Annotated in this window: 10 protein-coding genes and 1 other RNA gene; 8 read left to right on the top strand and 3 right to left on the bottom strand. The window is 47.6% G+C overall.

Annotation, left to right across the window (positions count from 1 at the left end):
• Positions 1–83: 83 nt before the first annotated feature.
• The 6 genes from BUR42_RS14815 to BUR42_RS14790 all read left to right on the top strand — a co-directional run bounded on the left by BUR42_RS14815 (position 84) and on the right by BUR42_RS14790 (position 5899).
• On the top strand, positions 84–740 hold the full coding sequence (locus BUR42_RS14815; RefSeq protein ID WP_074239969.1) for a hypothetical protein: 657 nt from the start codon (positions 84–86) through the stop codon (positions 738–740).
• 211 nt (positions 741–951) lie between these two features.
• Positions 952–1051, top strand: an RNA gene (gene ffs, locus BUR42_RS14810) — signal recognition particle sRNA small type.
• A gap of 142 nt (positions 1052–1193) precedes the next feature.
• The gene (gene fsa, locus BUR42_RS14805; protein ID WP_074239968.1) at positions 1194–1847 is read left to right on the top strand and encodes a fructose-6-phosphate aldolase; all 654 of its coding nucleotides are present in this window, start codon (positions 1194–1196) and stop codon (positions 1845–1847) included.
• A 151-nt stretch (positions 1848–1998) separates the two neighbouring features.
• Positions 1999–3495, top strand: coding sequence for a glycerol kinase GlpK (gene glpK, locus BUR42_RS14800; RefSeq protein ID WP_074239967.1), 1497 nt, complete (start codon positions 1999–2001; stop codon positions 3493–3495).
• 23 nt (positions 3496–3518) lie between these two features.
• Entirely contained in the window at positions 3519–4226 is a 708-nt protein-coding gene (locus tag BUR42_RS14795; RefSeq protein ID WP_074239966.1) for an MIP/aquaporin family protein, read from the top strand.
• A 341-nt stretch (positions 4227–4567) separates the two neighbouring features.
• Entirely contained in the window at positions 4568–5899 is a 1332-nt protein-coding gene (locus BUR42_RS14790; RefSeq protein ID WP_074240610.1) for an NAD(P)/FAD-dependent oxidoreductase, read from the top strand.
• On the opposite strand, the gene BUR42_RS14785 is transcribed toward BUR42_RS14790, so the two are convergent.
• Entirely contained in the window at positions 5900–7183 is a 1284-nt protein-coding gene (locus tag BUR42_RS14785; RefSeq protein ID WP_074239965.1) for a type IX secretion system plug protein, read from the bottom strand.
• A gap of 35 nt (positions 7184–7218) precedes the next feature.
• On the opposite strand from BUR42_RS14785, the gene BUR42_RS14780 reads away from it, so the two are divergent.
• Complete coding sequence (locus BUR42_RS14780; protein WP_074239964.1) at positions 7219–8439, top strand: ABC transporter permease; 1221 nt, start codon at positions 7219–7221, stop codon at positions 8437–8439.
• On the opposite strand, the gene BUR42_RS14775 is transcribed toward BUR42_RS14780, so the two are convergent.
• Positions 8432–9166, bottom strand: a complete 735-nt coding sequence (locus tag BUR42_RS14775; protein ID WP_074239963.1) for a TrmH family RNA methyltransferase — start codon at positions 9164–9166, stop codon at positions 8432–8434. The two genes, BUR42_RS14780 and BUR42_RS14775, sit on opposite strands and share 8 nt — an antisense overlap.
• A gap of 85 nt (positions 9167–9251) precedes the next feature.
• Between BUR42_RS14775 and tamL the strand changes: the two genes are divergently transcribed.
• Entirely contained in the window at positions 9252–11675 is a 2424-nt protein-coding gene (tamL, locus tag BUR42_RS14770) for a translocation and assembly module lipoprotein TamL (protein WP_143197452.1), read from the top strand.
• On the opposite strand, the gene truB is transcribed toward tamL, so the two are convergent.
• Entirely contained in the window at positions 11663–12349 is a 687-nt protein-coding gene (gene truB, locus BUR42_RS14765) for a tRNA pseudouridine(55) synthase TruB (protein ID WP_074239961.1), read from the bottom strand. The two genes, tamL and truB, sit on opposite strands and share 13 nt — an antisense overlap.
• Positions 12350–12353: the final 4 nt, after the last annotated feature.

Genomic DNA, 12353 nt, shown 5'->3' with positions numbered 1-12353 from the left:
CGCAATCCTTAAATTTGGAATGGTTTTAGCCTATGTACAGTATGTTCAGAACGTTGCTATTGATAATATGCGCACTACCCGCTATGGCACAGCAAAAGGAGGTAGTAAACATCCGCGCCGCATTTGATTCCGGCGCTGTGGCAGAGTTATACAGTACCACCCCGATAGGGTTTGAGATCACCTACGCAGATAGCAGCAAACGTAGCACCACGGGCCTGCTCAAAGGAGATTACCGCTGGAGCCAGATCAAAGTGGAATCCCCTGATGGTGAATGCAATAACGGCATCCTGCGTTTTAACAGGAACAGGATACGCCCTGATAATTACCGTATTAAGTTATTGGTTACCCTGCAAGAGAACCCTTCCAAACAACATGAGGTTTTTCTGCAGCTCCCTTATCTCACAGGCATCCGCTTTCATCATTATGCAGATAGCCTCAAGCGCGGCCTGCATTTTTACCTGAATGTGGAAGGCATTTACAACACCGGAAAGATCTACCCCCTGGATACCGCACGCGTTCGTTTATATACTAACACCGGCCAGATAATAGGGCAGGACCTCCTGATCCCTGCAACAGACAGTATCACAAAGAGCATTGCAGTAAGAGCAGTATACCGCGGCAATGCTGATATAAATGCAGCTTCAGATATCCCTGTGAAGCAGGGCCCCGAAGATCAGACAGGACTTATAGAGAATGAAAAGGATGTGTTTAAGAAGCCTTCAAAAAAGAAGAAACAATAGCAGCTGTGAAACATAGCAGTAATGGGCATTTACAATAACAATATTCTTCCGAAACCTTAACTCCGGCAGGCATAATTCACACATCTGCAATAACAACATCCTCAGCCCCGGCAGGTATCTCCAACCACACCATCCTCCCAAAACCGTAACCCCCGCAGATATTTCCCGCAATTTAATTTGCATATTATCCCACCTTCCGTTACCTTTGCAACGGCAAGTCTTATACGACCAGCTCCTGCTGAACTCCCCCAGGACAGGAATGTAGCAAGGGTAGGCGGTTGTAGCGGTGCGATATAAGTAACTTGCCATTTTTTTTTCCTCCTGGCAGAAAGTTCTCTCTTCATTTTTTCCGAAATTAGTTTGATGGTTTGTTGAAATTGCCCGGAACACATTTCGGAACAGAGAACAAATGCATATCTTGAACACTAAACTTTTCAACATTAATATTACTTTATGAAATTCTTTATTGATACAGCAAACCTCGCACAGATACAAGAAGCACAAGACTTAGGTATCCTGGACGGTGTAACCACCAATCCTTCGCTCATGGCTAAGGAAGGGATCAAAGGCGAGGCTGCCATCATTAAGCACTACGAAGCTATCTGCGAGATCGTGGAAGGCGGAGATGTAAGTGCAGAGGTTTTATCTACAGACTTTGCTTCCATCGTGGAAGAAGGTAAGAAACTGGCCGCTATTCACCCGAACATCGTGGTGAAAGTGCCTATGATCAAAGACGGTGTGAAAGCCATCAAATGGTTCACTGATAACGGTATCCGTACTAACTGCACCCTGGTGTTCTCCGCAGGTCAGGCTATCCTGGCAGCAAAAGCCGGTGCTGCTTATGTATCTCCTTTCATCGGCCGTATAGACGATAGCAGCTGGGATGGTGTTGAACTGATCGCTCAGATCGCCCAGATCTACAGCATCCAGGGATTCAAAACTGAGATCCTGGCAGCATCTATCCGCAACGCCCTCCACATTGTGAAATGTGCTGAAAGCGGTGCTGATGTTTGCACCTGCCCGCTGGATTCTATCCTCGGATTGCTGAAACACCCGCTCACGGACATTGGCCTCGCCAAGTTCCTGGAAGATGCTAAGAAAATGTAGTTTCTGACTAATAATATTTCTCTGAAAGGGAGGCCATACGGCTTCCCTTTTTTGTTTTCAGGCAAGTAGAAATTTTTTTTACTTTTAATTTATTCCTAGTATCTTACTACCTCGTAAACCAAGGTACCACGTTTAACTATACTTAAAAAGCATGGAAGCACAATTCATTATGGCCCTGGATCAGGGAACCACCAGCTCTCGCGCTATCATCTTCAATCGTGCAGGGGATATCGTAGCCGTTTCGCAGAAAGAATTTTCACAGATCTACCCCCAACCAGGATGGGTAGAACATGACCCACATGAGATCTGGAGTACCCAGGCAGGCGTAGCTGCTGAAGTGATCGCAAAAGCCGGCACCACGGGAGACAAGATCGCAGCCATGGGCATCACCAATCAACGGGAAACCACTATCGTATGGGATCGTAAAACAGGAAAACCCTTGTACAACGCTATCGTTTGGCAGGACAGGCGTACTTCAGCCTACTGCGACGAACTGCGTGCACAAGGCCTGGCAGAAGATATCCGCTCCAAAACGGGCCTTATCTTAGATGCCTACTTCTCCGGTACCAAAGTAAAATGGATCCTGGATAATGTGGAAGGCGCCCGCGCAAAGGCTAACGCCGGAGAACTGGCATTCGGTACGGTAGACACCTGGCTTATCTGGAACTTCACTAAAGGGAAACTGCATGTTACTGATGTAAGCAATGCCTCCCGCACCATGTTATATAATATCCACAAACAGGCATGGGACGAAAGCCTCCTGAAATTGATGGATATTCCCGCCTCCATGCTTCCGGAAGTACGCGCTTCCAGCGAAGTGTATGGAGAAACAGAAGCCACGCTCACACCTTTCAAAATACCCATCGCCGGTATTGCAGGTGATCAGCAGGCAGCCCTTTTCGGCCAGATGTGTACAGAACCCGGTATGGTGAAGAACACCTACGGCACGGGCTGTTTCATGATGCTGAACACCGGTGAAAAAGCGATCTCCTCTGCCAACAATCTCCTTACCACCATTGCCTGGAGGATCGGTAATACCACCCATTACGCCCTCGAAGGCAGTATTTTCATCGGCGGAGCCGTTGTGCAATGGCTGCGCGATGGTTTAGGTATCATCCGCCACTCTGCGGATGTGGAAGCACTGGCAGCTTCAGTAAAAGATACAGATGGTGTATATATGGTCCCCGCATTTGCAGGACTGGGTGCCCCACACTGGAATCAATACGCCCGCGGCACGATCGTTGGTATGACCCGCGGAACAAAAGACGCACACATTGCCCGCGCCGCACTGGACAGCATCGCTTACCAGACCATGGATGTTCTGAAAGCCATGGAATCCGATGCCGGCATGAAGATCCGGGAATTAAGGGTGGATGGCGGTGCCACTGCCAATAACCTGCTGATGCAGTTCCAGGCAGATATCATGGAAACACAGGTGATCCGCCCGAAAGTAACAGAAACCACCGCACTGGGTGCAGCCTATCTCGCTGGCCTTGCTATCGGTTTCTGGGATAGCATTGAAACCATTCGCAAACAATGGCAGGAAGACGCTAAGTTCACGCCCTCCATGGATGCAGAAAAAAGAACGGCACTCACAAAAGACTGGCAGCGTGCCATCCGCGCAGCAAAAGCCTGGGCTGAAAAATAACACTCACCTTAATACAACCAACAATGTCAATTTTCCTGGCAGAAATATTAGGCACTGCATTGCTCATTCTTTTAGGGAACGGGGTAGTAGCAAACTGCGTATTGAATAAAAGTAAAGGTCAGAACGGCGGATGGATGGTGATCACTATGGGCTGGGCCATGGCTGTTTTTGTAGGTGTATTTACAGTAGGTGCTTACAGTGGCGCTCACCTCAATTCAGCGGTAACACTCGCATTGGCTGTTACCGGTGGTATTACCTGGGACCTTGTGCCGGTGTACATCACTGCCCAGCTGATCGGTGCCATTATCGGAGCCAGCCTGGTATGGGCTGCTTACAAGCAACACTTTGATGCCACTACAGATGCAGATGGTATCCTGGCCTGTTTCTGCACGGCACCGGCCATCAGGAGCACCATTCCAAACCTTGTTACAGAGATCATCGGCACTTTCGTACTTATTTTCGGGGTGTTCTATATCACTAAATCCGAAGTGGGCCTGGGTGCTGTAGATGCCTTGCCTGTGGCGCTCCTGGTATTAGCCATCGGCCTTTCTTTAGGCGGGCCTACCGGGTACGCTATCAACCCTGCAAGGGACCTTGGTCCAAGGATCGCACATTTCATCCTGCCTATTAAAGGCAAACGTAACAGCGATTGGGGATACGCATGGATTCCCGTAGTAGGACCGGTGATCGGTGCACTACTGGCTGCCGCCTTGCATATGGCATTAAAATAAGATCATCCGCATAACAAAAGGACTGCCTCAGATAACGGGGCAGCCTTTTTTTATGCCTTATCCTAGCTTAATCCTTGCTTTATCCTAGCTCCAAACTTGCTCTAAATCCTTATTGGCACGCAATACTTTACAACAACGAAGCAAGGATAAAGCAAGGTTTACACAAGAATAAAGCAAACACCAAACTACAATTGCATAAATTCTGCACAGCACTGTACACTTTAACAATCCCTTTTAAACTAATCTTTCATTTTTTACTGAAAGTTTTGTAATTTTGATATGTAATATGAATGGTATGGCTTTTGGAACCTAGAAAGACCATACTGCAAAATAAAAACGACATGATACAGCCGAACATTCCGGAATCAGACAGGCCCAGGGTGGTAATAGTTGGAGGTGGATTTGGTGGCATTAACCTGGCCAAGGCTTTGAAACACGCACCCGTACAAGTGGTGTTGCTGGACAGGAACAATTATCATCTTTTTCAACCCCTCCTTTACCAGGTAGCTACCGCAGGCCTGGAACCGGATAGCATTGCCTTTCCGCTGAGGGGTATTTTCAAGAACCAGAAGAACCTGCACTTCCGCATGGCTGAGGTGAAAGCGGTACGTTCTGAGGAAAATGTCCTGGAAACCAATATCGGTGAGATCAGGTACAATTACCTCGTGATCGCTACCGGCAGTAACACCAACTTCTTCGGGAATAACCAGATCGCAGAAAATGCCATCGGTATGAAATCCCTCATAGAAGCCGTGCAGATCCGTAACTATGTGCTGAAACAATTCGAAGAGTCCTTATTGCTGAACGATGAACGGCTCATCCGCCGGAAACTGAATTTTGTGATGGTAGGCGGCGGCCCTACCGGCGTGGAATTAGCGGGTGCCTTTGCAGAATTACGGAAGTACATCCTGCCCAAGGACTATCCTGAATTACCGATCCATCTGATGAACATCTTCCTGGTGGAAGCAGGGCCGAGGGTATTAGCCTCTATGTCTGAAGCATCGAGCGTTAACACCTTAAAAGGTTTGGATTTCTTAGGTGTAAAAGTATTGCTGAACACCGCCGTGAAGGAATATGACGGTACTACTTTGAAGCTGAGCAATGGAGACACCATTGAAACCCAATCCCTCTTATGGTCCGCAGGTGTGAAAGGTTTTCCGCTGGAAGGTTTCCCGGATAGCGTGCTTTTACCGAACGGCAGCATGAAAGTAAATGAAGTGAACCTCGTGGAAGGATATTCCAATATCTATGCTATCGGGGATATGGCACGAATGCTGAATGATGAACGTTTCCCGAAGGGATACCCGATGGTGGCACAGGTTGCCATACAGCAGGGCGCACAATTGGGAGCCAATATCAAAAACAGTTTGCGTGGTAAGGTGATGAAAGCTTTCAGGTACAAAGACCTTGGCAGCATGGCCACCATTGGGCGTAACAGAGCAGTAGCAGAATTTGCCGGTATTCGCCTCAGCGGTTATATTGCCTGGATCGCATGGATGGCAGTACACTTACTGAACCTCTTAGGTTTCCGGAATAAACTGGTAGTGTTCATCAACTGGTTCTACCGCTACTTTACATACGATCGCGGAACGCGGATCATTATCAAACGCGGCGCAGCAAATATTGTGAAGTTGGGTAAAACGATGGATCAGACAACGGCTTCCAATATCTGATCATCTGCGGTTTTGAATGGAGTTCAGGTTGAGCTGGCCGATCAGTTCATCATACCGTCCGCCTAATGCCCTGTAATACACCAGAACGGTATAAACGTTCTCTGTTTCCCAGGAATCACCTTCAGTATATTCTGTACTGAACTGGTTAGTAGTTCTGTCTATCAGGCCGTACACGTAGTTGTAAAAACCCTGCTTGAGAAAGAGCGCTCCTTCATAAGCCCGGCGGGCGCCGTTATATACCAGCTTATTAGCCGTATTACATTCGTAATCCGTTAGCTCTCCAAAGATGTACAGGTCATATCCTGCAAAAGGTTCTTTAGCGGGGAATACAAAGTTCACCCGTGCATAATCTCCTTCAAAGTTGGGGTTGTAATCATCTATGGTGGCAGGGAAATAACGCCCGTTGATATCTTTGATATACTGGTACACCTGGTTGTCCCGCGGGAAATCAGGCATGGCAAATACGGTAGTGCCTGTGCGCTGGTAATCTGTTTTCTCCACCCTTTCTGTCTGCAGCCGGAAGCTGCGCAGGTCTATCCAGCGCCATTCCTTCATACCAGGGAAAATAATGTTCTGCTCTGCATTATATTCCAGCACATCGCCTTTGATGAACTGTGGTTTGATGCCGGTGATGGCATTATCCCAGCGGAAGTTCTGCTGGATCACCACCTTTAACTGATCGAAAGGATTGGGAAGGTTCAGGCCTTTTGTATTGATGGAAACATTTACCTTCTGCGAAGTTCTGAATACTTTAGGATTGATAGGCTGGGAAACGAACCCGCCCACGTTTGCTTTATTCTCTAATACCATCATGCGGCGGGTAAAAGCCAGTTTGTTGGTATCACTGTCCAGGTATACTTTCAGCAGGTAATTTCCCGACTTCACCGGTGTGCAGTTCTTATTCGGGATCTCTACACGGTAATGCACGTACTTCTGCAAAGCCACGCTGGAAAAACGGTAATCCTGGATCTGGTTCTCTGAAAATCCGCGGAGGTATTCGATGGCGTTCATGCGCACAGGTGTCCAGTCCGCATTACATAACACCAAAGTATAGTAATAACTTTTAACTTCGTATTGAAGATCATCAAAGTTCAACTCAAGTTTTTCGCCGCTGTTCAGTGTTATCAGGGGTAAACTAACCGGGTCGCCTGTACGGTTAAGCTTTACTGTTCTGATGTTCTGATGGTAAACATGATCCGGGGTGATCTTGTTTTCCTGCGCGCTCAGGTGGAAACCTGTGAGGATCGCTATAAGGGTGAAGCATGTGGATGCTACTTTCTTCATAACTGTAATTTACAATATTCCATTAAATTAGCGCTATGCGCATATCAGTGTTCATTGCCCGGAGGATCGCCTTCAACCGGTTTTCCTCTTTTACTAAATTCATCATCAACATAGCTATGATCGCTACAGCCTTCAGTGTGGCTGTGATGATCCTGGCTACAGCAATGATCAACGGTTTCCAGCAGAAGATCTCTGAAAAGATCTTCAGTTTCTGGGGGCATATGCATATTACCCAATATCAGGCCAATGCCGGTCCTTTAACAGAACAAATTCCCTTTAAAGCAGATTCTGCGCTGGAAGCCGGGATCCGTGCGCTCCCCGGTGTTACTGCCATCCACGATTTTGCCACCAAATCCGTGATCATTAAAAAGGACCGGGAAACAGAAGGTATGATCTTCAAGGGAATAGACCGGAACAACCAGTTGCCTTTTATCACGGAAGGCCGCAACATTCAGTTCCAGGACAGTGGTTATGCGCCCGAGATCATTGTGTCCGCCAATACTGCGGCCCTGTTACAGTTAAAACTGAACGATGCAGTGGTGGTCTACTTTGTAAGGGGAGACGGTTTGCCACCCCGTGCCCGGAAACTCACTGTCTGCGGCATCTACAAAACCGGCATCGAGGAATACGACAAAGCCTACCTGGTAGGAGATATAGACCTGATCCGCCGGCTGAACGACTGGGAACCCAGCGACATTGGTGGTTACGAGATCTACCTGAAGGATTACCGGAAAATAGACAGTGCCCGCAGCGCTATCGGAGAACTCATGTCTGACGAGCTCAACATCCGCAGCATGGAAGAGGTATATCCTAATATCTTCGACTGGCTGGGCTTACAGAATAAGAACGAAACCATAATCTTGGTGATCATGACCATCGTGGCCGTAATTAATATGATCACGGCCATCCTTATCCTTATCCTGGAACGTACCAATATGGTGGGCATTCTCAAGGCATTGGGCATGCCTAATTTCACGATACAGCAGGTGTTCATCTACCAGGCAGCATATATCGTGGTGGCCGGGATCATTATCGGTAATGTGCTGGGTATTGGTTTAGCCCTGCTGCAGCAGTACACGGGCTTCTTTAAATTGCCGGAAGAATCTTACTATATGACCGTGGCACCCATTGCTATCGAATGGTGGAAAGTGGGTATGATCAATGTGGGCACCTTAGGTATTTGCATACTGATATTGATCATCCCTTCTTTATTGATCCGTACCATTACCCCGGTTAAAGCTATCCAGTTCAAATAAGCAGTCTGCCGCAGATAATACCAGTGGCAACGGCAGCATTCAGCGATTCAGCCTGTCCGATCCTTGGAATAGTGATCTGGTGAGTGCTCAGTGCTATAACCTCTTCGCTCAGCCCGCGGGATTCATTGCCGATCAGGATGATCCCTTCCTGCAGTTTTTTAGTGTTGGCAATATTGTTCCCATGGAGGGTAGCTGCGTAACTGGCCACCTGGCCGGGTGTTTTCAATAATGCCACGAGGTCCGTTTCTATCACTGGCACCCGCATAATGCTGCCCATCGTGGCCTGGATGGTTTTGGCATTATAGGCATCCACACAATCCGGCGTGCAGATGATCTGGCGTACACCAAACCAGTCGGCTATACGAATAATGGTACCCATATTCCCAGGGTCACGGATCGCTTCCAGGGCCAGGGTGATATGGCCCTGCAGTAGGGGTTGCGGGGCAGGAGGGATATCCACCAGTGCAACCGCCTGGTTGGGGGTGGAAAGAGAAGAGAGCTGTTTCAAAACCGCTTCGTCCACTTCCAGCACTTCAATACTCCTTTGTATCATCGGGGCCTGTGCTTCCAGCCATGTTTTGGTGGCATATACGGCTTTTACGCCATAAGTACCCTGCAACAGTTCCTGCACGATCTTATCTCCCTCTGCTACAAACTGGCCAAATTTTTGCCTGTATTTTTTGTGCTGTAATGATTGAATATATTTAATTTGCGCCTTTGAAATCATAGGATCAAACCTACAGGAATTCCGGCATTCAGCCAAGCAGCCCCGTAGTTTCGGGAAGTATCAATACCCGTTAATTCAAAATATCTTGAAGAGAAGTACATACCCGTTATATGTGAAGATGGCTCATCTGGCTGTGCTGCTGATGGTATGCGGGTTATGGACGGCCTGTTCCAACACCCGGTACCTGCAGAAAGAGCAGAACCTGCTCACCAACACGGATGTGAACATTACGGGTAAGCTCAATTCCAATGAAAAAACGGACCTGAAGAACGACCTCTCCTCCAAATCCCTGATGCTGCAACAGCCCAACCAGAAAGTACTGGGCACCCGCCTGAAGGTCTGGCTGTACAATCAGAAGAATTACGAAAAGAAAAGCAACTGGTTCTGGAACCTGATGCTGGCAGAGCGGAACCTCCAGGAGCCTGTGATCTACGATTCCCTGAAAACAAAGGAATCCGTTGCCCGCATGATCTCCTATCTTAATAACCAGGGATACTTCTATGCCACCGTAGGTTATAAAGAGAATATCCGGCGGCAGAAAGCAAGCGTGGAGTATGAAGTGAACACCGGCAAAAACTTTGTGATCAAAAAGATCAATTACGACATACCGGACACAGCCATTTCCAAGATCGTAAAAGATAACCTGCAGTTCTCCCACATAAAGACCAACGATGCTTATAAAGCAGGCAACCTGGATAGGGAGCGGGAAAGGCTTACAAGGGTGATCCGTGATGCAGGATATTACAAGTTCAACAGGGAACTGATCTCCTTTACGGTAGATACCCTCAATAAATCCCTCTTCGTAGATCCGCTGAACCCCTTTGAAAGCATGCCCACGGTATTGAGTTCAGACCAGAAGCCTTTACTGGATATAGACGTGGAAATAAAGCTGCCGGAAGATTCCGCCAGCGATCTTACCAAACTCTTTTACCTGAACAAGATCTATGTGTTCCCCGATTTCAAACTGCAGGGAAATGTGAATGACACTAATTATCACACAACACAAAGCCGCTTCCTCACTATCAAATACTACGAGAATATTATCCGGCCACGGGTACTTTCACGTGCTATTCAATTACGCACCAACGATAAATATTCTATCCAGAACTATAACAACACGGTGAACCGTTTATACGATCTCAACCTCTGGCAGTTTGTAACCCTTACTTACAAGGAGAACCCGGATACGGTGCAGAAGCTGGATGCATATATTCAGCTCACACCCAGGAAAAAACAGGAGATCAGCACCAACTTCGATATTTCTACCAGTAGTGATTATTTTGTGGGTAGCGGCGTGTCCTTTGGATATCGCCATTACAACCTGAACCGTGCCGCCAATGAATTGCATATAAATGTAAAAGGAGGGGTGGAAGTAGTAAAGAACAATAGTCAGTTCGATCTGCAGGCACAGGAGTATGGTATCACGGCAGATCTCATCCTGCCACGTTTTGTAACTCCTTTCCGTTTAAGGCAGAACAACCGCTCCACCGCTAAAACACGTATCTCTGCCGGTTTCAATAATCTCCGGCGTATCGATAAGTTCAATATCCGGAACGTAACCGGCTCTTTTGGATATGAATGGAATGAATCTGTTTACAAACGCTGGAATGTAAAACCATTAACCTTCACGTATGTGGGCGTAGTGTTAACAAAGGAATTCATAGACAGTGTGGTGAGCACCAGTCCCTATCTGCGAAGGAGCTTTGAGCCTGCCTTTGTGGGAGGTGAGAATATTACCTACATCTTCAGTAATAACGATGTGTTCCATCAACGGCAGAATACTTATTTCCGCGCCAATTTCGAAGAATCAGGTCTCTGGCTGAAAGGCGTGAACGGGGCATTGGATGTGCTGAGCAGCAAAGGAGAAAACCTGGAAACACTTTCCAGGGTGAACATCTCGCAGTTTGTAAGGCTGGAACTGGATTACCGGCATTACTGGAATTATGAGCGTTCAGCCGTTGCCACGCGTGCTTATGTAGGCCTGGGTGTTCCTTACGGGCAAAGTTCCGTATTACCCTATATCCGCCAGTTCACAGCAGGCGGTCCTAACAGTATCCGTGCATGGCGGCTGCGTACACTGGGCCCTGGTTCTTATACAGACACATCAAGGGTAGCACAGATCTTCCCGGATCAGACGGGGGATATGAAACTCGAAGGAAATGTGGAATACCGTTTCAACCTGATCCGTTTGTTTGGCGGCAGCATGAACCTCAAAGGAGCCACGTTCCTGGACCTCGGAAATATCTGGATGTTACGGAAAGATACTTCCCGCCCTGGTGCAGAGTTCCAGGTGGGTAATCTGTATAAGGACCTTGCCATTGGTACAGGCGCTGGTCTGAGAGTGGATTTCAGTTACTTCGTGATCCGGCTCGACTTTGGTATCCCGCTCAAAAAACCATATCCCACCAAAAACAGCAGCGGCTGGTATATTGGTGAATGGACGTTGGGAGATAGCCGCTGGCGGCGGGAGAACGTAACCTGGAACGTGGCCATCGGTTATCCGTTCTGATGTGCCTGTTTATACTGCTCAATAAAATCAGCCACTTCCATTGCATCTTCCAGTTTAAAGGCACCGATCTTTGTACGGCATAAACTGCTCAGGTAACCTCCGCAGCCGATAGCTGCACCAAAATCATTGGCCAGTGAACGGATATAAGTACCCGTACTGCACTGTACCCTGAAATGCACAACAGGCAAAGCCACTTCCGTTATTTCAAAAGCATAGATCGTAATATTCCGGGGTTCTACCTTTACATCTACTCCTTTGCGGGCCAGGTGGTAAATAGGTGTACCATTTTGTTTGATGGCGGAATGAATGGGAGGAAGCTGTTGAATAGCGCCCACAAATTTATCTGCAAAAGCCTGTAAACCTGCCTGGTCCAATGCGGGAACGGGTTGCTGGTTTTCCGGTGCAGATTCCAGGTCGAAAGTAGGGGTGGTGGCACCAAGTGTGAAAGTACCGGTGTACTCTTTTTCCTGTGCCTGGTATTCGTTGATCTTTTTGGTCATTTTACCGGTGCAGCAGATCAGCAGACCCGTTGCGAGGGGATCTAAAGTGCCGGCATGGCCTATCTTGGCTTTAGTGGTATTTCTAACTTTCCTTACTACATCAAAGGAAGTCCAGGTTAATGGTTTGTTGAACAACAGCACAGCGCCTTCCTGGTAATTAATTGATTCGGACATTTTG

Origin of the sequence: Chitinophaga niabensis, assembly GCF_900129465.1 — a bacterium.
Lineage (GTDB): Bacteria > Bacteroidota > Bacteroidia > Chitinophagales > Chitinophagaceae > Chitinophaga > Chitinophaga niabensis.
The sequence above is the reverse complement of the archived record's forward strand: the minus strand, read 5'-3'. Positions and strand labels throughout refer to the sequence as shown.

Bases quoted from the DNA above. Each gene is read 5' to 3' on its own strand.
- BUR42_RS14790 (WP_074240610.1), top strand. From the start codon at position 4,568: ATGATACAGCCGAACATTCCGGAATCAGACAGGCCCAGGGTGGTAATA.
- BUR42_RS14780 (WP_074239964.1), top strand. From the start codon at position 7,219: ATGCGCATATCAGTGTTCATTGCCCGGAGGATCGCCTTCAACCGGTTT.
- BUR42_RS14775 (WP_074239963.1), bottom strand. From the start codon at position 9,166: ATGATTTCAAAGGCGCAAATTAAATATATTCAATCATTACAGCACAAA.
- BUR42_RS14815 (WP_074239969.1), top strand. From the start codon at position 84: ATGGCACAGCAAAAGGAGGTAGTAAACATCCGCGCCGCATTTGATTCC.
- fsa (WP_074239968.1), top strand. From the start codon at position 1,194: ATGAAATTCTTTATTGATACAGCAAACCTCGCACAGATACAAGAAGCA.
- truB (WP_074239961.1), bottom strand. From the start codon at position 12,349: ATGTCCGAATCAATTAATTACCAGGAAGGCGCTGTGCTGTTGTTCAAC.
- BUR42_RS14795 (WP_074239966.1), top strand. From the start codon at position 3,519: ATGTCAATTTTCCTGGCAGAAATATTAGGCACTGCATTGCTCATTCTT.
- glpK (WP_074239967.1), top strand. From the start codon at position 1,999: ATGGAAGCACAATTCATTATGGCCCTGGATCAGGGAACCACCAGCTCT.
- BUR42_RS14785 (WP_074239965.1), bottom strand. From the start codon at position 7,183: ATGAAGAAAGTAGCATCCACATGCTTCACCCTTATAGCGATCCTCACA.